Here is a 20,614-nt window from a genome sequence, read left to right as displayed (position 1 = left end):
AAGCTCAACCCTGAATCTGTGCCATGGGCGCTGACGGGGAACACCGGCGCCAGGGCGACGCTGTCGGCCGGTACACCCGGCGGAAGCGGATGTGTCGCAGATAGACCTGGCGCATCAGAGGATCGGCCTTGCCCATCATCCGCAGCAGGCCGACGACAACAATCCACATCGCGAATCCGAACACGGCCGAAATAGGCGTCAGGACCACAAAGATGAGGATGACGGCTGACAGTCCGGTCACGAGGACGAGTTCACGATCGGCACCGAAGAGCATGTTCGGTCGCGATAAAGCGCGGTGGAGCCGTATTCGCTGGAGGCGACTGCCGACCTCAGCCATAAATCTGGTCCTGAACAAAGAGTGAACTACTATTTGCAGTACCGCCGATCGACGCGCCGCTTGAGCCAAACAGAGCAACAATTTGGGTGGCGCCGAGCAGGATCCCGGCGACAAGCACCACATAGACAAGGCGTCGGGCAAAATCGTTCAGCTCGCCGCCGAAGATCAGCATGCCGCCGGCAATCGCGACGGCCGCCAACGCGATTGCGGCAGCGACCGGACCGGTGATGGACTCCTGTATCTGTTGCAGCGGCCCTTCCCAGGGCAGGCCCCCTCCCCCGCTGGCCAAGGCCGGCTGCGCGCACAGGCACGCAAGAACGACTGCGCCGGCTGCAAGCCGCAAAACTCTAGGCGACATTGAGCCGCTCCTTGTTCGATGAATGACTTTCGATTTGGTAGGCGCCGTTCCGGAACCCTTCGATGTGCAGGATGTCGGAAACGCGTCGTCCATTTGGCGTGCGCTCAATTGCCACGATGAGGTCGACCGCCTCGCCGATGACCTCACGCATCGGCATCTGGCTGACTTCAGCGACGAGCTGCTCCAGACGCGTCAGCGCAGAACGCGCGCTATTGGCGTGAATGGTGGCGACACCACCGGGATGGCCCGTATTCCAGGCTTTGAGCAGCGTTAGCGCCGCACCGTCGCGAACTTCCCCGACAATGATGCGATCAGGACGCAAACGCATAGTGGACTTCAAAAGCCGTGCCATGTCCGCGGCATCGGAGGTGTGGAGCAGCACGGCGTTCTGGGCTGAGCACTGGATTTCTGCAGTGTCCTCCAGGATCACCACACGATGCTCAGGCACGGCATTGACCACCTCGGTGATGATCGCGTTGGCGAGTGTAGTCTTGCCGCTACCAGTGCCACCGGCGATGACGATATTCATGCGGGCTTCCACCGCATTGCAGATAATTTCGGCCTGCTCTGCGGTCATGATTGCCTCGCGGACGTAGGCGGCGAGCGGGATCAACATCGACGCCCGCTTGCGGATCGAGAACGATGGCTCGGCGACGATCGGCGGTAACAAGCCTTCGAAGCGATGACCGCCAATCGGCAGTTCGCCTGAAATGATGGGACGATCCTGGTCTGCTTCGGTTTGGAGTGCGTGAGCGACGATACCGATAATGGTTTCTGCCGACTGCGCGTCCAGATCACCCGCCAGGGTGATCCCCTGCCCGATCCGCTCGATGAACAGCTTGCCGTCCGGATTGAGCATGATCTCGACGACACTTGGCTCATCCAGCGCGGTCCGAATGATCGGCCCAAGCGCGTCCTGAAGCTTGCGCACAAGGCGATCTGCTGATGAGTGACTTTGGCTCATGGGAAGACTAGGCCGCTTGATTGAGCTTGGTGAAGGTGGATTTGTATTGGCGCGGTCGGACCCGTTGAATGCTCTGGGCGTCCACGGCCACAATACCGGCCAGGGCAATCGTGTTTCCGATCCGCGAGGTCTCACCCAAGCGGCGCAACTGCAGACCGACCCGGCGCAAAATACGCTCCAGCCGCACATCGGTGACCGTCACAATCTCGGAATAACCACCGAGGGCTGCCCATTCTAGGATGCCGGCTATCAAAGTCATGGTAGCGAGATGGATGCCGTCGGGGGTCAAACGCGCTGTTGAGGTATCGACGCAGAACCGCGACGTTTCCAGCATTCGCGAGTGCGGGGCAAAGGCGCTGCTAGAAGTCAGAAAGCTGAAGGCTTCTGACAGCATTGTCGGACCCATCGCCGGCAAGACGCGGGTATGGCCAATGACCACACCGCGGTCGACGACTAGAATGCTGGTTGGGTTGAGCTCATCGAACTGATCGGATTCCTGCCCATCAACGACGGCAACATCCCACCCCATGCGTTCACGAAAGACGCGAGCGCGGAGACGGTGCATCTGTTCCACCAGCAAAGGGTTTTGGGAGCGGTCGTGTGGACCAATAGCGATGACTTCCATCGTCCTGCCTTGCGTTGTGTTCCTGTTCGCAAAGGCACCACAGCCCGTGTCCTCCCGCACCCTATCAAATCCGATAGGCGACAGGGGTGCGCTGATACGCATACCTTGACCAAACAAACGAGTCGGTGGTCGCTGCACTTGCGTTGCGGGCACGTGGGAAGTGAGGCAGCCGGCTCTCGCGGCGTCTTGTGGGGGCGGTCCGGGACGTCGGTTGCGTCTTTTGTAGCAACCACTAAGTCGGCATATAGCGTTAGGTCATGTAGTTGTCAGCTGACAATTAGAGAAAAGCACAATGAAATCATAGTTCTAGCCGTGCACTTCCAGTGCCTTAGGAATCCATTAACCCAATATTCCTTGACCGGCTCACAGGACTCGGGTCAATTTGCGGAAATTAATAAGAGTGGCACTATTTTGCGACTTTCACGATGAAGCCAGTTGTAGCTGCAAATTCCCGACCCCAGGGCGGGCCAGCGTTCGATGAAACGATCTGGGAAGATTCTCAGGCTTTGGGCTCGCAGCTCCAGGTCCTCCGGGAACGTCTGTTTCCGCCTGAGGCTCAAAAAGAGCTTCGAACCTTCTCAACCGCCGAAACCGCAAAACTGATCGGCGTGACTGAAAGCTATATCAGAAACCTGGCGACGGACGAAGCCGGCCCGATCCCTGAAAAGGCCACCACCGGGCGCCGCCGCTATTCCCTGGAACAGGTCCATGCCCTTCGGCAGCACCTTACCAAAGGCAAGACCTCATACCTTCCATGGCGCAGGCAGGGCGAGCACCTGCAGGTCATAGCCGTCACCAACTTCAAGGGTGGGTCCGGCAAGACCACGACGGCAACCCATCTGGCGCAATATCTAGCCCTGCACGGCCATCGTGTTCTCGCTGTCGATCTCGACCCTCAGGCATCGATGTCGGCCCTGTTCGGCTATCAGCCCGAATTCGACGTGGCCGATAACATGACGCTCTATGGCGCTATCCGATACGACGAACAGCGCCGACCGCTCTCCGAAATCGTTCGCAAGACCTATTTCGCTGGCCTCGACCTAGTGCCCGGTAATCTCGAATTGCACGAGTTCGAGCACGACACGCCTCGCGTCTTGTCGAGCGGCACGCATGACGACGATGGCCTGTTTTTCATGCGGGTCGCCAGTGCCCTACAAAGCGTGGCAGACGACTACGACGTCGTCGTCATCGACTGCCCGCCCCAGCTGGGTTTTTTGACCATGTCGGCGCTGTGCGCCGCAACGGCCGTCCTGATCACCGTTCACCCGCAAATGCTCGACGTCGCCTCGATGAATCAGTTCCTAGCCATGACTTCGCAATTGCTGGCAGTAGTGCGCGATAATGGTGGCAACCTAAATTATGACTGGATGCGATACCTTGTCACTCGGCATGAACCCAATGACGGCCCGCAGAACCAGATCGTGGCTTTCCTGCGCAATCTTTTCGGGGAGCGCGTGCTGACGCCGATGATGGTCAAGTCTACGGCCATTTCTGACGCTGGCCTTTCCAAACAGACCGTCTACGAAGCACCTCGTGAATCGATGAACCGCCAGACCTACGACCGGGCGCTTGAATCGATGGATGCTGTCAACGGCGATATTGAGAAGCTGGTCCATCAGGCATGGGGGAGGGCGCTCAAATGAAGAAGCCCGACGGTCGGGGCAGGGACATTCTGCAAAGTCTGGTCGCCGCCGGCAAGCCGGGACGTCCGGAGGATGGATCTCCGTCGCAGGCGCGGCCCTCGGGAGCCGTCAAGGCAATGAGCCTTGGCCTCGATCGCCTGTCGGCCGAGGCCGCACAGGCAAAGGTATTGCGTGAAGAGCTGGCCAGTCGAGAAACGACCCAGGAGCTTGATCCCGCGCTGTTCAGTGCCTCGATCGTTTCTGATCGCATTTCATCGGCAAGCGATGGACGGCTCCAACAGCTCAAGGCGGCGATCGCCGAGAACGGGCAGCAGATCCCAGTTATCGCCCGTCCGCACCCCACCGAAGAGGGGCGCTTCCAGATCGCCGCCGGCCACCGGCGCTGGCGCGTCGCTCAAGAGCTTGGGCTCAAGCTCAAGGCAATTGTCCGCAAGCTGTCCGACCAGGAAATGGTCATCCTGCAGGGGCAGGAGAATGGACCGCGCGAGGACTTGACCTTTGTCGAGCGCGCGCGCTTCGCGATGCAGATGGAAACACACGGTTTCGATCGCGACACGCTGTCGGCCGCCCTCAGCGTCGATAAGCCAGAGATTTCACGCCTGCTCACCGTCGCCCAGGCGCTCGGCGAGGACCTGATCGTTGCCATTGGCTCCGCGCCCAAGGTTGGTCGCCCTAGATGGCTCCAGCTCGTCAAAGGCCTCGAGCTCGCCGGCGCGCGCGAGGCGCTCGACGAAGTGTTGGGGTCATCTGACTTTCAAAGCGGCGACAGCGATCAGCGTTTCGCCATGGCGTTGCAGGCCGTCGGATCAAAGCAGCGCACGGCCAAGCGCCGGCTTGCCTCTCCCGACCGAATTGCGTGGGTTGAAAAGAAGGGGCGCCAAGTCCGCCTTGTCTCAGACAACCCTGCCTTCGCAAGCTTCATCCAACAACGCCTTCCCGCTCTCCTTGACGAGTTTGCGGGCAGCGCGGAAGCCAGAACAGAGAAACAGTCGAAAGGATCAAGTCACTGAATATCAAACGCTTTTGGTGAATTGTCAGCTGACAATTAGCACCGGAAGCACATGAAACCGGGCAAAGAAAAAGGCCCCCGAAACGACATTCCGGAAGCCCTTCTCAAGAGTGGTATCAAGAGAATCGCATTTCCAGGAATCACAGTCAAGGCCTTCGGGCACTGAGCGTCGGTTCGGCGAGCGTATTTCTGTTGCCTAGAGATAGGTGAAGAAGAATGCAGACCCATACTGTAACGACGCCCTTTGGGCGGCGGTCGATGACTCTTGGCATGATTGCCAGTCAAGTCACTGCCCAGACGGCGCCGGAAGGCGCCACCGTGCATAAATGGCACGTCTTTAGAGATATCAAGGAAGCCCGGATGGCCTTGGGCGCCACCGATCGGGCTCTGGCCATCCTTGATGCCCTGCTGTCCTTCCATCCGGAGACAGCGTTCTATGGTGACAGTGCGCTCATCGTCTGGCCGTCCAATGAGCAGCTCATTGGCAGGGCCAACGGGATGTCGCCAGCGACGCTGCGCCGGCATCTGGCGAACCTGGTCGATTGCGGGCTGGTCGTCCGACGGGATAGCCCCAATGGTAAGCGCTATGCCCGCAAGGGGCAGGGGGGCGAGATTGAGCAAGCCTATGGCTTTGACTTGTCACCGATCGTTGCCCGAGCTGTGGAGTTCAAGGAGCTTGCAGAGGCCGTCCGCGCCGAGAAGAAGGCCTACAAGGTCGTCAAAGAACGGCTGACCATATGTCGCCGCGATATCGCAAAGATGATCGAAACGGGCATCGAGGAAGGCGTTCCCGGCAACTGGGGGACCGTACATGTCGAGTATCAGGCGATCATCAGCCGGCTTCCAAGGACAGCCCCCCGCCAGGTACTCGAGGAGGTGGCGGCCGAGCTCGATGATCTTTGGACCCAGATCCGTGACGTATTGGAATCCTTCGTAAAATCACAGAATCTGAACGCCAATGAGTCTCAAACTGAGCGCCACATACAGAATTCAAATACCGAATCTAAAACTGAATCTGAACGCGGCTTAGGAATAAAAAGAGAAGCGAGCGGCAGCGCCGGCGAAACTGACAACCTGCGGAGCCTGCCGAAGCGTGAACTGCCCCTCGGCATCGTGCTGGATGCGTGCCCGAACCTGCTTTGGCTGGTGAAGGACGGCGGCGGCATCCGCAATTGGCGCGATTTCCTGGCCACCACGGACCTGGCCCGGCCGGTATTGGGGATCAGCCCAAGCGCCTGGGAAGATGCCAAAGTTGCGATGGGCGAACAGCAGGCCGCAATTACCCTCGCCGCCATTTACCAGAGGACGGACCAGATAAAGTCGCCGGGCGGCTACCTGCGAAATCTGACCGAACGCGCCAAGGAAGGGAAATTCTCGACCTGGCCGATGATCATGGCGCTGCTCAGGGCCAAACTGGACGCTGCCAAGGCAGTCGGCGCCGGTGTTACCGAGGCCGAAGGCGAGTTGGGGGCCGCTCAACGCCTCGATCGTACCCAGAAGCGGCTCGAGGTCAGCGATAATTTGAGGAAGAGCATCGATAAGTGGGACCACAAAGCCTAATTGCAGGGCGGCCCACGTGAGGTTTCGACTTGAAGTGAGCATTGTTTGATCGCATATTGCGTGAAACGTGCTCAAAAAATGGATTGGAGTGCTTTTATGCAACCCCAGGGTCTCGAGATCGGTGCAGTTCGGTTTGGCGATGGCGGCTCGCCCTTTCTGTCGGCGCCACGGCTGTCCGAACAACTCGGCGTGACGCAATCCGAACTTGCAAAGTTAATCGGAATTGCCCGGAATACCCTTACCGCCAAAACGGCCACCCGGAGGGTAGACGCGGCACTGAGCCCCATCGTCCGCATTCTTGCTATGGCTGCGGAGATGGCTGGCGACGAAAATCGTGCAGTGATTTGGTTTAAGCACCAACCAATTCCTGGCTGGGCGGGCAAGACGGCTTACGATCTTGTAGGAGATGGTAAAGCCGATCAGGTCCTTGCCTATCTCGAGGCTGTGCGCTCGGGTGTCTATGCCTAGGCTGACGGACCCTAAGCCGATCATTTTGTGGCGAGCCTACGTTCCTCGCTGGTCACATCTACCGCTATCGGGGGAGGGCGCTGCTCGTTTTGGAGGCCGTTGGAATCCAGTGGGCGTCCCTACGATTTATGCCGCGCAGGAATTGTCGACCGCCTGGGCAGAATACAATCAAGGTTTCGTGCAGCATCCAGCATTGATCGCTCAGCTGGAGCTAACCGGTGCACGCCTCGTCGACACCACCGATCCCTCGATCCTCCGCGAATGGGGACTGGACGAGGACATTCACAAGACGGAGTGGCGGTCGGAACTGGACAAGGGGATCGTCGCTGCCACGCATGCCGCATATCAAATGCTTGTTGACGCGAAGGTTGATGGGGTCATCTATCCGTCTTTTATGTCTCCAGGTGGAAGCTGTGTCGCACTCTGGCGCTGGAACCAGTCGAATGGTCCGGTTCTTAGGGTAGTTGACCCTGACGGCCGGCTTCCGACAACCTCGGCGTCTTGGCGAAACCCATAACATGTCGTTCCCGTGAGGCGGGATAGGGCAGGGGACTTTGGTCCACGCCTAGAAGGGGTGGCTTGCCGACCGGCAGCTTATGGGCCAGCTGTTGGAAAGTAAGACATTCGGACGACTGGTCCGCGCCCGCCTGACCTTTATACGCGGATCGCGACGCCCTTTGGCGATATTCTCAGCCAAAGGATTGCCGCAGCAGCCATGCCCAGCCAAGGCAGAAGCCACATGTTGAGCGCCTGCCAACCCATGGTGTTCTGCAGCACACCGGCGCTCAGTGACGCCGCCAGCCCGACGATGAAGATGGTGAGGTCATTGGCAGCCTGTGCCTTGCCTTTCTCAGCGGTTGTATAGGTACGGGTTAGCAGGTTGGTGCCGCCGATATAGAGGAAGTTCCAGCCGACACCCAGGAGGATCAAGGCCGCTGTGAAGGAATAAAAGCCGGTGCCGGAGAGGCTAAAGAGCACGTGGCCTGTCAGCAGCGTGATGCCAGTCAGCATGACCTGCAGGACGCCGAAACGGGCGATGAGGGAACCGGTGAAGAACGAGGGGAGAAACATGCCCAGCACGTGCAGCTGGATCACGGTCGATGTGGCAGCCAGATCATGCTGATGATGCACCATGGCCAATGGTGTTGCCGTCATAGCGAGGATCATGATGCCATAGCCGGTGACGGCGCCGAAGAGCGCGACGAGATAGGTTGGCTGCAGCACGATTTCACGGAGGGGCCGTACCGCGGCCCGCTCATCGGCGGTGTCTACGCTCTGCGGGACGTTCACGCCAAGCAGCACGCCAACAGCCAGGGCCGAAGCGACCGACAGGAATAGGAAGGACGCCGTGTACGTCGGCTGCAAAAGTTCGCCGCCCCATCGCGCCAAAAGCGGCCCGACGAGTGCGGCCACCACCCCACCGGCAAGCACCAGCGAGATGGCACGCGGCCTGAAACCGTCATCGGAGACCTCACCGGCTGCGAAGCGATAGAACTGGGCGAAGCCTTGGTAGCATCCCGCAAGGAAGGTGCCCACGCAGAGCAGTGTGATGGACGAGGTCATCATCCCGCCTGCAGCCACCAGGCCGCCCAAGGTACCCAAGCTGGCTCCAGTGACGAAGCCGATCTTGCGGCCAACGCGTGTCATCCACATCGAAGCGGGAACCGTCGATACCGCGGTGCCAAGAAACATCGCCGCGATCGGTGCGGTCGCCCATTCCGGCGATGGGGCAAGAATGCTTCCGGCCAGGCCGCCAATGGTCATCACCAATACCGAAACGATCTGGAACAGCGCCTGTGCCGTCGCCAGCAGGAAGACTTGTCGGTGCATGGGCTGCATGGTTGCTTCTTCTCAGCTCAGAATGGTCATGATGCGACGGCGTTGCCCGCTGCCGCCCATTGGGGCATGCCGTCTTCCAGGCGGCGGGCCCTGAAGCCCTGTGCCCGAAGGCGCGACACCGCCTCGAAAGACATGACGCAATAGGCTCCACGGCAATAGGCGACGATGTCTTTTTCGGGGTCGAGCGTGGTCAGGCAGGCGTCGAGTTCGGCAAGCGGCACATTCAATGCACCGGGGACGTGGCCGAGAGCGAATTCGTCTGCCGGTCGCACGTCGAGCACCGTGACCATGCCGTCGCGCAGGCGGCCCGACAGTTCGTCGCGGGTGATCGGCTCGAGGCTATCCCGCTGCTCGAAATAGCCTCGGACGATCTTGTCGACTTCGGCGAGGTTATTCTCGGCCACCCGCTGGATCGCCTGCATAGCTGCCAGGACACTGGCGTCGGCCAGCCTATAAACGACGTACTTGCCCTGGCGCTCCGCTGCGACCAGCCCGGCGCGGCGCATGGTCTGCAGATGCTGCGAGACATTGGCGATGGGCGAGCCGAGCTTTTCTGCCAGCAGATCGACGCTGCGCGGCCCTTGGCCGAGTTGCTCGATCAGCTCCAGCCGTTGCGGGTGGCCCAGCGTCTTGGCGACCAGGGCGAACTGCTCGAACAGGGCCAGCTTGGGTGAAGGACTTGACATCAGCACATCGCTCGATCATTCAATGGAATTATTGACTATAACAAACTGGACCGCTCCGCAAGGATTGGTATTAGCGGAGTTCCATCATGATCCTGCGTCAGTTCCTGCATTTCGACCCCGTGGGGGCCTCGTACCTTTTGGGCTGCGGCGGCAAGGCGTCAGCGGCGGTGATCGACCCTATCGGGCCTGTTGAACCCTATCTCGAAGCTGCTGCTGCCACCGGTATGAAGATACTCTATGTGATCGACTCGCATATCCATGCCGACCACATCTCATCCGGGCGTGCCTTGGCCGCAGCGAGCGGCGGCAAGTACACCCTGTTCGCCGGCGCCAAAACGAATTTCGACTTTCATGGCGTGAGTGACGGCAGCGTTCTAGAGCCGGGCAATGTCCTGCTCTCCGTCATGCATACGCCGGGCCATACCCCTGAAACATGTCGCTACTGGTCACCGATCGTAGCCGCGCCGAGGAGCCGTGGTTCGTCCTGACGGGCCATACGTTGATGGTGGGCGACATGGGACGAACCGAACTTGCCAGCAGTGCCGAGGACGGTGCCCGGGCGCTGTTTGCCAGCGTGGAACGGCTCAAGGCACTGCCTGACCATATGGAGGTGTTGCCTGGTGCCTTTTCCGGCTCGGTATGCGGATGCAGCCTCAGCGGCAAGCCAACTTCGACCATCGGGTTCGAAAAGCGCTTCAACAAGGCATTCCGCATTGCTGACGAGAGTGAGTTCGTAGCGAAAATGGTCGCTGACATCCCGCCACCGCCGCTGGAGGCGGCCGCCAACCGTGCCCGCAATGCCGGGCTGGAAATCGTCGCATGAGCGAAGGTGAAGTGTTTTCGGGTGACAATGTAGGCCCGCTCACACGGGGCATTCGGGAGAACCTGACACAGTTCGTCCATCAGTTGCTCCAGGTCATGCTGGTGGGCTTTGCTCTGGGCATAATGCGGACAGTGGTGCCGGCGCTGGCCGAAGCCGAATTCGGTGTGGCCCGTGGCTCCTTCATCCTCCTGACCGCCTTTGTTGTCGCTTTCGGCATGGTCAAGGGTGTGCTGAACTTCGTTGCCGGTCGGCTGTCCGAGCGAATTGGACGGAAACGCGTGCTGCTGCTCGGCTGGATCGCGGCGTTGCCTGTCCCGTTCATGATCTATTTCGCGCCCGACTGGAACTGGATCGTCGCGGCAACCGTGCTCCTCGGCATCAATCAGGGTCTGGCCTGGTCGATGACCCAAACCTCCAAGCTCGACATCACCCGTGCTGACCAGCGCGGGCTGACGATCGGCCTCAATGAATTTGCGGGTTATGTCGGCGTGGCGGTAGCGGGCATTGTCACCGGCTACGCCGCGACGGCGCTCGGCGCCAGGCTGGGGCTGCTGATCTTCGGGCTTGCCGTCGTGATCACGGCGCTGGTACTGACCCTGGTCTGGGTTCGCGATACCTTGCCATGGGCCAAGGCAGAGGCTGCCACGCACGCCAATGCCAAAACCAGCGCCTATCGCCCGCGCTATCCCCGCAACATCTCCGACAGTCCCACGACTTGGGAGGTGTTCACGCTGATGTCCTGGCGAGACCGACGCATGGCCGCGATCAGCCAGGCCGGAATGGTCGAGAAGTTCGTCGATGCACTAGTCTGGGTCATCTTTCCGGTCTTCCTGTTCCAGAAGGGCATGGACCTCGCCTCAATCGGCTGGATCGTCGGCGCCTATGGCTTCGCCTGGGGCGGCTCACAGCTCTTCACCGGTCGACTTTCCGATCACGTTGGGCGTCATTGGCCCAATGTGCTCGGCATGTGGATTTCGGGCCTCGGGGTCGCCATGGTGGTGATAGGCAGCGGCGTTTGGTGGTGGGCCGCATCGGCCGCCATCGCCGGCTTCGGCATGGCCCTGCTTTATCCCAATCTGTCGGCAGCCGTGGCCGACATCGCCCCGCCCAGCTGGCGCGGCTCAGCCATTGGCATTTACCGGTTCTGGCGTGACCTTGGATATGGCATTGGTGCGCTCGGGCTCGGCCTGGTTGCCCATTTCAGCGGCGCTCTCGAGGCTACATTCTGGTTCGTGGCACTTTCGATGATGGTGTCGGGCTTGGTGTTGTGGGCATTCGGTGAGGAGACCCATCCGCGGATAAACCCGGAAGATTTGGCCTAGCTCATGCCTTGGCATCATGGTGGACGTTGACGTCGCTTGATGGCAGCTTTCAGGCATCCCAGCAGGGCAAGGGGCTATAGTCCCGCAGCCTTGGTAAGGTTTACGCGAAAGCGGTCCCGCCGGCGTTGATAGCGACGGGTCATCTCAGCCGAAACATGCCCTAGCTGCTTCTGGACGTAGCGTTCGTCGACCTCGGCCGATGAGGCGAGACCGGCCCGCAGAGAATGGCCGGCGAACAAGCCCCCCCGGGCATCTTCCGAAAGGTCGCCCCGTACCCCGGCCGCCAGTGCCGCTGTCTTGACCAGGCGGGCGACTTGTTTGTCGTTCAGTCGATCGGCGCCGACGCCCTTGCCCTGCCCAGTCACACGGCGAAACAGCGGGCCATGCGCGATCCGAGCGAGCTTAAGCCAGGTTTCCACTGCCACAACGGGGCAGGTGGCATCAGTGGATCCGCGACCGATTTCCACTTCACGCCATCCGGTCTTGCCCCGAATATTCAGGACCATCCCTTTGTCCAGGATCTCTATCCAACCACGGCCGTCCTCGCTCTGCCCTTCGCCGCCATCGAGGCCGACGATTTCCGAGCGCCGCAGGCCGCCGGCGAAACCCAGCAGCAGCATGGCGCGATCGCGGATGCCACGCAGGCTGCCGCGGTCGAAGGTTTCCAGCATCGCCAGGAGATCCTCGGGCAACAGGGCTTCCTTTTGCCGTGGTGGCTTGGCGTGGGTATTGCGGATGCCAGCCATCACTGTGGCGATGTGGCGATCCTTGCGATCTAGGACTTGCCCGAGCTGGGTGTAATTCCAGGAAAGCGACGAGAGCCGGCGTTCGATGGTGCTGACTGCATTTGGCGCAACCGTAGCCTGGCCTGTCGCACAGGCCGTAATGTAGAGGCCAACAATCTGTGGATCGGGCGGCTGCACTGCCAGTCCCTGCCGGCGACACCAACCAGAAAAATGCTTCCAGTCCGAGGCGTAGGCCAGCCTGGTGTTGGCCGAGCTGGCTGCCTCGACATAGTCCCGGGCGCGATCCGCCAGGCCGCGCAAATGGGCGCGATCGCCGCCCGGAATCGACACGGCGGAATTGCCGACGGGTGCCGCGGCTGCAGCACAGGGCAGGGGGGCGTTGCCGGCGTCGTTTTGCGTGGTTTCGTCGAGGTTTTGGGGCATTCTCTCTATAATGAGCAAAACGTCCGATAATGCAAGATTATTGGTCACTATGTATTGCCGACAGGTGGGGCGCATAACGTCGTAACCAGTGGCCATAAGCGCCGTTGGGTGTTAGCCTTCCGGCATGAAGTCACGTGCTGATTTGCTGGTTATTGATCCTCCGCTGGTGGCGAAAGTGCCGGCTTGGGCGCGACCGCGTGGTTTGGTTTTGCACGAGGTCGATGCGGCCTATCTGGCTGGCGCCGCCTTGAATTCATTGGATAATCTGGTGCGCAACGACTTTGTCTGGGCTGGCGTCTGGCGCCAGCGCCTGGCGCTGCAGTCCGCTGCGGCGGCGGTGAATTTGACCGGCCGGCGCGAGGACGAATCTTCACTGCGCGACACCCATTATTTGCGCGGCGCCGGCGACGATCCTGGCCCCTCCGGTCACCTTTTGATGGCCTGGCGTCAATTGGCCAGCCGCACGACCGGTTGCGATGAGGAAACAGTGCGCCCGTTGGCTGAAAAGCATTTCAGCCTGCACTGGGACGAGGGTCTTGCCGAGGTCGTCGCCAATGCTGAGGACATGGTTGCCTCGTCGCGGCCGGCGCCGGCGCTGGCGGCCGAGATTGCCGCCGCCGTCTATCGGGCCCGGCCTGATGCCGAGCTGCTGGCCATCTGGCTTGCCGACATGCTGCTCGCCCAGAAGTTCAGATGGCCCGTTCCGGTGCCGCTGCTGATAGGGCAGGTCTCTTCGCCGGTGTTCAAGTTTGGCGAGAACCGAAAGCGAATCCGGCCGGGAGGAGAAGGCTGGGGCAGGGCGGTGTTCTTGGCCTATGCGATCGCGGCGACGGAGGCGTGCGAGCTCGGCGCCGATTTGGCGCAACGAGCCGGAAGACTGGCGGGGGTGGCGCCAAAACTCCGCGCCAGGGGATCTGGCGACGTCATCAAACTGCTGCTGTCCGATGACGCGGTGCCGGGGTCCTGGTCGAGTCCAAAGCTGTCGGCGCGCGGCGCCAGGCGGCTGTTCGATCGGTTGGGGGAGCTGGGTGCGGTGCGGGAGCTCAGCGGCCGGCCGACGTTTCGGCTCTACGGGTTGTGAGGGCAAAACAGATGGTTAAGCGCAAAAGGACAGCTGCCGAACCGCCGATCTTCGATGCTGAGTTGGCCGATATGCCGGCCGACTTGCGCTGGCGCGAATGGATGAACCGCATCGAGGCGGTGTTGTTCGCGGCGCCCAAACCGGTTGATCGAGAGGCCTTGGCCCGCGTAGTGGGTCGCGACGCCAGCATCGACCCGCTGATCGATGACATCCGCGAAGCGCTGCGCGGCAAACCCTATGACGTGGTCAATATCGCCGGGGCCTGGGCGTTCCGCACCCGAACTGCCTATGCCGACGCGATTGCCACATCTGCTGCCGTGCCGGACCGTTCGGTCGATCTGACCCAGAACGAAGCCATGGTGCTGGTGTCGATTGCCTATCATCAGCCGGTGACGCGGGCAGGGGTATCGGAAATCCTGGGCCGTGAGGTGTCGCGCGACGTCATTGGCGCCCTGCGGGACAAGAACATGATCACGGCGGGGCCGCGCAGTCCGACAGCCGGAGCGCCGTTCACCTATGTGACCACCAAGGGGTTCTTGGAGAATTTCGGGCTCGACACGTTGAGGGACTTGCCCGATCTGGAAGCACTTGAGAATGCGGGCTTGCTAGATGAGCACGGTGATGAGGACACCCGCATGGCGGTCAAGGGGATGGCCGAACCGAACCCTGACGGGGATGATGAGGAAGACTTGGCAGTATAGCCTCAGCAGCTGTCTTTGGCGGAGAGAGCCGTGCACCCGATCCCAACACCCTAGGCCGGCGCCGAGGTCCCAACTTCCACCGGGAACATCATCTCGAAATGCACGATAGTCACTGGTGTCAAGTTTAACTGTGCCCGTTCGTGGCGAGAGCAGATCAAACGTATTGGGTCGGAGAGGTCCACCTGATCAGTGGCCATGGGGCGGGGCTCAAGCTGCTCAAGCGCCGTCCTGAGGCTCTCAAGATGCGAGTAGGGGGTTTCACCCAGCGAGTAGGACAACATGCCGGCGACCGGCTGGTGCGTGTAGACAGAGTCGGTGGCAAAGAAGCAGCCCAGTCCCTCCTCGGCTAAATAACGGCTGCGGATATCTGCTGATGAACGCAACGGCTTGGCCTCAATAGCGAACTCCGGCGCGTTCGTTCCCAACTGTGAGTATATAAAGAAGTCGACCTTTCGCGAATGGCGCCCGGTACGGTTCGCGCTCTGGATCAAATGCTCGGTCTCGAACACTACCTCCTGTAGGCGCAGTACATGATTTAGTGGCACTGCGGCTCGCAGGCGACGAGCGATGTGTCCCAACTCGGCTGTTAGGCCGTCCTCGATAGGTACGTGGATATGCGCCTTGCCTTTTCGTTTAGGCTGCGAAAGGGCGCCTCGTTTTTGAACGTAGGTATGCCAGGCGTCTGCGCCTCTGAGTTCACGACCGGCTTCGTCCAGCAGGCGAATGGCCTCTTCAACAAACCTGGCCCAAATTTCCGCCTTCACCTCAGTGAAGCCGAACCTCATTAGGACATCGAGAAGCGTTGGGCTTTCCACGGCCCTATTCATTCCCGCCCTCGCTGAACGCCTTCATGATTTGCTGGCTGTCAGAAAACGCGCTTTCAAGGGTCCAGCGGTAGTATTCGAGGGGTTTCACGGATGTGATCACGCCTGGATTTCGATGGTCGATAGATAACCCGTCCGTGAAGGAGTTAGCGCTCGACTTAGAATATTCGTCGATGGCGAGCTTCCCGACCCTCATGAGATCCAGCTTTGGGATCGTCGGATTGCGTGCGGACAGGTACCGAACTGAAATTGCCGCCAGACCGAGAGTTCGATCGGGAACGATTTCAACCTCGAATGAGCTGTCTCGTCCGATCAACCCGCACAGAGTGTCGGACATTGTCGTCCTATATGAGGCAAGATGCTCGACGTCAGGAGCAGACAATGCGTCTAACGGCACGTCCCCGTCGCGGAAACCGATCCGGAACGCCAGGAATTCTTTGATGGCCTCACGCATATCACCTTCGAGTCCGTAAAGATCGAACAGGGTGTCGGGAAGGCGAGGCGACTCGGCGGCAAGAATCTGATCGATCCTCGCATCATCCAGCCCCGTGATTGGTACATATAGCGCCTTAATATCCTCGGGCTCGATGTTCCGCCGATCCATGAGCCAGCGGCGTCCAGTGGTGGCCACCAAATAGAGACCGATATCGGAGCATAAGAACCGATTGACAGCCTTCAATAGCGCTAGCTCCCGCGACGTCACCTGCTCAGCGGGCTTATCGTAAGACATAGCCACTATGCTTGACGTAAATCCGTAAGGGTGCGCAACCACCGTCACGTTCTTGAGGTTGCGTGGAATCAAAAGGACGTTGCCGCCGAAGCGGTTCTTGTACGCCGGCCGCACAAGTTCCATCTGCTCGTGCGGCAACGAGCCATTTGGGGAGTTCTCATCTCCGTCGAACAAGGAAGCACCAATCTGGTCGCTGGCGTGCGGAGCGTTGTGAAGGAATTCACCGGCAACGCCCGTTTCTTCTGGATTGCCCCCACGGCTGATCCGCGCGCCGATAGTCGCGCACAGTTCCTCCAGCGTGGCGAACCGCCCGGTTATCGCTCCATCCTCGAGATACTTGCGAATGTATCGATCAACAGGCCGTAACATGAACATGTCGAACCACCCGCGCCTGTTCTTGGCGACGGTGTCGTGCCTTACCGTTTGTACCTCCGAACGGTCCAGCAAGATGGTCCACGGCCATTCCTTCCGAGCCAATGGCTGCCCCACCGAAAGTGGAGAATAAACCCAGACCAGATCGCGGCTCGTAGGTTCGCTGGCCCGCACAAATGCAGCAACGACCGCCTGTCTCGCGCTGGCAAAAAGGCGGTATCGCAGATGAGCGAAGTTCGCTGCACCCAAGATCGTGTGACGCCTCGCGAGGGACAATCGGAAGGTTTCGGAGGTCGGGTTGATGAAGCTTTTCGCTGGAAGCAGGAAACCGAGCAGTCCGTTTGGCTTCAAGTGATGGTCAAGCGCCTTCCACGCAAAAAGCTCTGCCGCCTGGTCATTACCGATCGGAGCATCATCTCGGTGGGCATCACGCCATTCGACAGCCGGCGCTGACTCCAGCTTGGATACGCTCTGCCACGGCGGATTTCCTACGATACAGTCCACCCGCTCCGGAAAGTCGGTCGTCGGCGATGTGGTGGCGAAAAAATCCCTTGCCTGAATGTTTGTTCCGACGAGCGCCGGGAATAACGTCTCCGCCTCCTGCCCGGCGGCAACACGTGTCAAATCCCGGGGGCTGACATAGTCGAGCATTGTCAGATAAAGGCTGAACGCTGCGACATGGCACGCATCCCGATTTCGTTCGATGCCAAAGATATTGCGTTTGAGGATGCCCCGCAGGCGATCGAGACTGACGTCGTCGACCCGGCTCGTCCAGCGGAACCTCTCGATCATCCGGCGATACGCACCCACTAGGAAAACACCCGAACCTGCCGCTGGATCGAGGACAGTTACACCGTCAGCCAGTGGCATCTGCTCTTCCGTGCGATCAAGAATAAAGTCCACCAGGAACGGGGGCGTGTAGAACGCACCCGAGACCCGACGTTCTCCAGCTCGCAGATTTTCCAGAAATTGTTCATAGACCGACGAGAGGGTCTCAGTTCGTAGGGTACCCAGATAGAAGTCGAGGAAACTCAACTGCTCGCCGCCAGACGGCAGCGGCTCAGAGCCGTGCTTCATCACGCGACGCACAAGGTTGATGTGCTCTGCCTGAATCTCAGCTCTCTCCACGTCGGATAACGGGAAGATGCTTCCGTTGAAAATTGTATCAAGATCCTTGAACAACGCCCAAGTGGCTTCGGGCGTCCACGCGCTGAACTTTTCCGAAAGGTCGATTAGGTGTCCGCGGGTATTCACCCATTCCTGGTCGATGATGCCCCGATCAAAAAGAAAGTACACGTAAAGGAAGCGTCCGATCAGCCCATTGGCGGCCCCAGGCGAAATTGGCGCCTCTTCTCCTACCCCCGTGATCAATCGCTCGCTGAGGGCTTCCAGACTTGATAGGAGGCGACGATCAACCCTCCCCCCTACGTCGATCGAATGATCACGCCAGAAAAGTGCGGTGCGCAACCGTACGGCCCTGAGGTCCCACAGTTCTGCAGCCGGCCCCAGTAGTGACCCAGGCATTTCTGGAGATTCCGGCAGTTTGTCGAGCACTGACCAGGCAAAGCGATGGACCAGATTCTCCCAGTCGGTGTGGCCGAAAGAAAAGCCTGGGCAAAGCACTATCTCGCCCGGGCAGGCCACGATCAGGAAAGGAACAAGTCCTTGGCTCCATATCCTTCGGTGTACTTCTCGGGCCTCCTCAAGATCTGCAGCCACGGCGACATAGACAAGGGGGGTGCTAATCGACACTCCCGCCTCACGGGTGCGCATCAGGCAAAAGGCGCCGAGCAAACCAACTTCTGAACTGGCTTGTTTGAGCGCAAACCGGTGGGCGGAAACCTCATCAAAGTGATCCGCGCGCACCCAACCGGACGCCTGAGTATATCCCAGGCGTCTGAGGAGCGCGGTGATGTCTGTATGATCAGCTGCCATTATCGTAGTCCGACAGCCCGGAAAAGGGGAAGTTGGACAAGGGGTTCCACCGCTCCCAGACCGCTTACGATCGTCATTAGGTAGGGGCGGAGCGCAACTATTATGGCGCTCGTGTCATGTGTGGCAGCGGCGGCGCTGATATCGCTCAATTGCGCGAGATGCTTTGGTGCAAATATCACGGCGCTTTCTCCCAATCCATGAAATGGCTGGCCGCGAAGTCTAGACTGGAGGTCAATGAGATGTTCTCGATAGGACTCCAGCTCGATATGAAAGTCTTCTTTGAGCGTCCGGGCGATCAGCAGCACAAGCAATGTCTGCCAGGAAAACCGCGCCTGGGTACCTTTCCCTTGGGCGGGTATGTCCGGACGGACAAGGCCCCTGCGTCCGGTCCATTCACGCAATTGATCTGCGGACAGTCCGGTGATGGCGAGTGCTTGCTTTGAGCCAACCAGCATGCTGGTACCCCATTAAATACGGGTTACCCCACGAAATGGGTATCATACCCATAGCGGAGCGTAAAGCGGCACTGCTGCTCTGCGTCGCGATTTCACGTGCGTTGCGAAACAGTCCTAAATCGTGCCATGCGTCTGATAACGTACATGCCACGCGTGCGAGGAACACGCGTATAGCTCGTTCAACAAGCAGGGAGATGCTTTCCGGTTAGGAGGCCCTGTTATGGTGACGGCAAAGGGGTCTTACTTGGTTGATTTTGCGGCTTTCATTTCCGGTTCCCTCTTCACGACTGACTATTTGGCGGAGGCTATCAAGGCTGATCCGGCATATTTGGCTGTCGATACTGCCAGCTTGCGCTCAGCATTGGAGGCAATTGCCGGGGCTTTCCCGCAAAGTCACAACACCAATGAGAGCCAGACAGAAGATGACTTTATATGGCCGGTGCTAAGCGCACTTGGCTGGACGGCATCGTTGCGTCAGCAGAATTTGAGTGTCGGCGGTCGCGAGGATGTTCCTGACGGTCTTCTCTTCGCCGATGCGGGGTCTAAAGCAGCGGCCAACGCTCAGGACGACCAATGGAAACGCTATTCACATGGATTGGCGGTAGTCGAAAGTAAGCGTTGGGCGCGCCCATTGGATCGTGCCTCCGGGCGAGGCGAGGCGACTGCACCATCGACGCAGATGCTGCGGTATCTCCGCAGGATCGACGACCTGACCGGCGGAGACCTCCGCTGGGGTATACTTACGAACGGCAAAAAGTGGCGCCTGTACTGGGCGGGCGCCCGTTCGGTTTCGGAAGAGTTCCTTGAAATCGATCTTAGCCGTGTCTTGGCGCTGGACGGAAGCGACGACTTATCCGCCGACGACGCCGTACGCGATCACTGGCTACGTGTTTTCGCAGCCATGTTCCGCCGAGATGCCTTCATGCGGACAGGTATGGAAAACCGTACTTTCCACGAACGATCGCGAGCGGCGGCGGAATTCTATGAGGAAAGAGTTGCGGCTAACCTGTCCAGGCTAGTGTTCGAGCGCGTCTTTCCTGATCTTGCCGGCGCCATTGCTCGGGCCGCACCGCAGGCCCCACTTGAAGACGTACGTCAAGCATCGCTTGTGTTGCTGTATCGACTGTTATTTCTGCTCTATGCTGAAGACCGCGATCTGCTACCCGTTGGTGAGAAGCGATATGACGACTATGCGCTGCGTCATCAGCGTAACGAAGTTGGCCAGCGCATTTCCGAGGGCGACGGTTTCTCCGCCAGTGCCGGCAAGATCTGGGCGCACGTTGCCGATCTAGCGCGGATTATTGATAAGGGTGATGCTTCAGTCGGCATTCCACCCTATAATGGCGGGCTCTTCGCTAGCGGAGCAACGCCACTTCTCGACACCATACGCATACCTGATAGTGTTATGGCTCCGGCGCTTGATGCTTTGTCCTACGAACGCTCGTCGGGCGAACCCCGCTATATCAATTACCGCGATCTGTCTGTGCAGCAGCTAGGGTCGATCTACGAACGGTTGCTTGAGTTTGAAATCGTTCGGGATGAGGCTGGCGCACTAGCCGTACGGCCCAACCAGTTCGCCCGCAAAAACAGTGGCAGCTACTATACACCTGACGATCTTGTCGGGCTGATTTTAGATCAAACTTTAGAGCCGTTGATTGCTGAAAGACTCTGTTCCCCGTCAGCGCCCATGGCACAGATTCAGGGTTGAGCTTT

At 59.6% G+C, this 20,614-nt stretch carries 21 protein-coding genes; 11 read left to right on the top strand and 10 right to left on the bottom strand.

Annotation, left to right across the window (positions count from 1 at the left end; genetic code table 11):
- Nucleotides 1-4 precede the first annotated feature (4 nt).
- The 4 genes from JP75_RS24540 to JP75_RS24525 are packed head-to-tail and all read right to left on the bottom strand — an operon-like array spanning nt 5 to nt 2,284.
- Nucleotides 5-337, bottom strand: a complete 333-nt coding sequence (locus tag JP75_RS24540) for a conjugal transfer protein TrbD (RefSeq protein ID WP_051961371.1) — start codon at nt 335-337, stop codon at nt 5-7.
- On the bottom strand, nt 330-695 hold the full coding sequence (locus JP75_RS24535; protein ID WP_035087746.1) for a TrbC/VirB2 family protein: 366 nt from the start codon (nt 693-695) through the stop codon (nt 330-332). The genes JP75_RS24540 and JP75_RS24535 overlap by 8 nt, the downstream gene beginning before the upstream one ends.
- Complete coding sequence (trbB, locus tag JP75_RS24530; RefSeq protein ID WP_035087744.1) at nt 685-1,659, bottom strand: P-type conjugative transfer ATPase TrbB; 975 nt, start codon at nt 1,657-1,659, stop codon at nt 685-687. The genes JP75_RS24535 and trbB overlap by 11 nt, the downstream gene beginning before the upstream one ends.
- 7 nt (nt 1,660-1,666) lie before the next feature.
- Nucleotides 1,667-2,284, bottom strand: a complete 618-nt coding sequence (locus JP75_RS24525; RefSeq protein WP_035087741.1) for an acyl-homoserine-lactone synthase — start codon at nt 2,282-2,284, stop codon at nt 1,667-1,669.
- A gap of 425 nt (nt 2,285-2,709) precedes the next feature.
- Here JP75_RS24525 and repA point away from each other — a divergent pair, with 425 nt between their 5' ends.
- The 5 genes from repA (at nt 2,710) to JP75_RS24500 (ending at nt 7,481) form a co-directional block, all read left to right on the top strand.
- Nucleotides 2,710-3,927 carry a plasmid partitioning protein RepA gene (gene repA / locus JP75_RS24520; RefSeq protein WP_035087738.1) on the top strand — a complete coding sequence of 406 codons (1,218 nt, stop codon included), beginning with the start codon at nt 2,710-2,712 and terminating at the stop codon, nt 3,925-3,927.
- On the top strand, nt 3,924-4,937 hold the full coding sequence (gene repB, locus JP75_RS24515) for a plasmid partitioning protein RepB (RefSeq protein ID WP_046133994.1): 1,014 nt from the start codon (nt 3,924-3,926) through the stop codon (nt 4,935-4,937). Before repA ends, repB begins: the two co-directional genes overlap by 4 nt.
- Nucleotides 4,938-5,152: 215 nt before the next feature.
- Nucleotides 5,153-6,496 carry a plasmid replication protein RepC gene (gene repC / locus JP75_RS24510; RefSeq protein WP_035087735.1) on the top strand — a complete coding sequence of 448 codons (1,344 nt, stop codon included), beginning with the start codon at nt 5,153-5,155 and terminating at the stop codon, nt 6,494-6,496.
- A 96-nt stretch (nt 6,497-6,592) separates the two neighbouring features.
- Nucleotides 6,593-6,964, top strand: coding sequence for an antitoxin Xre/MbcA/ParS toxin-binding domain-containing protein (locus JP75_RS24505; RefSeq protein ID WP_035087733.1), 372 nt, complete (start codon nt 6,593-6,595; stop codon nt 6,962-6,964).
- Nucleotides 6,957-7,481 carry an RES family NAD+ phosphorylase gene (locus JP75_RS24500; protein WP_046133975.1) on the top strand — a complete coding sequence of 175 codons (525 nt, stop codon included), beginning with the start codon at nt 6,957-6,959 and terminating at the stop codon, nt 7,479-7,481. The genes JP75_RS24505 and JP75_RS24500 overlap by 8 nt, the downstream gene beginning before the upstream one ends.
- A 137-nt stretch (nt 7,482-7,618) precedes the next feature.
- Here the strand turns inward: JP75_RS24500 and JP75_RS24495 are convergent, their stop codons facing one another.
- The gene (locus JP75_RS24495) at nt 7,619-8,803 is read right to left on the bottom strand and encodes an MFS transporter (protein WP_035087729.1); all 1,185 of its coding nucleotides are present in this window, start codon (nt 8,801-8,803) and stop codon (nt 7,619-7,621) included.
- A 26-nt stretch (nt 8,804-8,829) separates the two neighbouring features.
- Nucleotides 8,830-9,489, bottom strand: a complete 660-nt coding sequence (locus JP75_RS24490; RefSeq protein WP_035087727.1) for an ArsR/SmtB family transcription factor — start codon at nt 9,487-9,489, stop codon at nt 8,830-8,832.
- 86 nt (nt 9,490-9,575) lie between these two features.
- Here JP75_RS24490 and JP75_RS27160 point away from each other — a divergent pair, with 86 nt between their 5' ends.
- Genes JP75_RS27160 through JP75_RS24480 form a run of 3 tightly spaced genes read left to right on the top strand, consistent with a single transcriptional unit; the run spans nt 9,576 to nt 11,634 of the window.
- On the top strand, nt 9,576-9,977 hold the full coding sequence (locus tag JP75_RS27160) for an MBL fold metallo-hydrolase (RefSeq protein WP_244446400.1): 402 nt from the start codon (nt 9,576-9,578) through the stop codon (nt 9,975-9,977).
- Nucleotides 9,923-10,312: an MBL fold metallo-hydrolase gene (locus JP75_RS27155; protein WP_244446401.1), complete on the top strand. Its 390-nt coding sequence runs from the start codon at nt 9,923-9,925 to the stop codon at nt 10,310-10,312. The genes JP75_RS27160 and JP75_RS27155 overlap by 55 nt, the downstream gene beginning before the upstream one ends.
- Nucleotides 10,309-11,634 carry an MFS transporter gene (locus JP75_RS24480; protein ID WP_035087725.1) on the top strand — a complete coding sequence of 442 codons (1,326 nt, stop codon included), beginning with the start codon at nt 10,309-10,311 and terminating at the stop codon, nt 11,632-11,634. The genes JP75_RS27155 and JP75_RS24480 overlap by 4 nt, the downstream gene beginning before the upstream one ends.
- A gap of 74 nt (nt 11,635-11,708) precedes the next feature.
- Here JP75_RS24480 and JP75_RS24475 read toward each other — a convergent pair whose 3' ends face one another.
- The gene (locus JP75_RS24475; RefSeq protein WP_051961367.1) at nt 11,709-12,803 is read right to left on the bottom strand and encodes a tyrosine-type recombinase/integrase; all 1,095 of its coding nucleotides are present in this window, start codon (nt 12,801-12,803) and stop codon (nt 11,709-11,711) included.
- Between the two features lie 124 nt (nt 12,804-12,927).
- Here JP75_RS24475 and JP75_RS24470 point away from each other — a divergent pair, with 124 nt between their 5' ends.
- Entirely contained in the window at nt 12,928-13,884 is a 957-nt protein-coding gene (locus tag JP75_RS24470) for a DUF1403 family protein (protein ID WP_051961365.1), read from the top strand.
- A gap of 11 nt (nt 13,885-13,895) precedes the next feature.
- Nucleotides 13,896-14,585 carry an SMC-Scp complex subunit ScpB gene (gene scpB, locus JP75_RS24465; RefSeq protein WP_084587920.1) on the top strand — a complete coding sequence of 230 codons (690 nt, stop codon included), beginning with the start codon at nt 13,896-13,898 and terminating at the stop codon, nt 14,583-14,585.
- 50 nt (nt 14,586-14,635) lie between these two features.
- Here the strand turns inward: scpB and JP75_RS24460 are convergent, their stop codons facing one another.
- Genes JP75_RS24460 through JP75_RS25665 form a run of 3 tightly spaced genes read right to left on the bottom strand, consistent with a single transcriptional unit; the run spans nt 14,636 to nt 18,901 of the window.
- The gene (locus tag JP75_RS24460) at nt 14,636-15,370 is read right to left on the bottom strand and encodes a hypothetical protein (protein WP_035087722.1); all 735 of its coding nucleotides are present in this window, start codon (nt 15,368-15,370) and stop codon (nt 14,636-14,638) included.
- Between the two features lie 34 nt (nt 15,371-15,404).
- Nucleotides 15,405-18,446 carry an HsdM family class I SAM-dependent methyltransferase gene (locus JP75_RS24455; protein ID WP_035087720.1) on the bottom strand — a complete coding sequence of 1,014 codons (3,042 nt, stop codon included), beginning with the start codon at nt 18,444-18,446 and terminating at the stop codon, nt 15,405-15,407.
- Nucleotides 18,446-18,901 (bottom strand): MerR family transcriptional regulator, encoded by a 456-nt coding sequence (locus JP75_RS25665; protein WP_051961362.1) that lies wholly within the window; start codon nt 18,899-18,901, stop codon nt 18,446-18,448. The genes JP75_RS24455 and JP75_RS25665 overlap by 1 nt, the downstream gene beginning before the upstream one ends.
- A 220-nt stretch (nt 18,902-19,121) precedes the next feature.
- Here JP75_RS25665 and JP75_RS24445 point away from each other — a divergent pair, with 220 nt between their 5' ends.
- Complete coding sequence (locus JP75_RS24445; RefSeq protein ID WP_051961359.1) at nt 19,122-20,609, top strand: hypothetical protein; 1,488 nt, start codon at nt 19,122-19,124, stop codon at nt 20,607-20,609.
- The last annotated feature ends 5 nt before the right edge of the window (nt 20,610-20,614 follow it).

Origin of the sequence: Devosia riboflavina, from assembly GCF_000743575.1 — a bacterium.
In the GTDB taxonomy this organism is placed as follows: Bacteria; Pseudomonadota; Alphaproteobacteria; order Rhizobiales; family Devosiaceae; genus Devosia; species Devosia riboflavina.
Note: the sequence above shows the minus strand (reverse complement) of the source record. Positions and strands in the feature narration are given on the sequence as shown.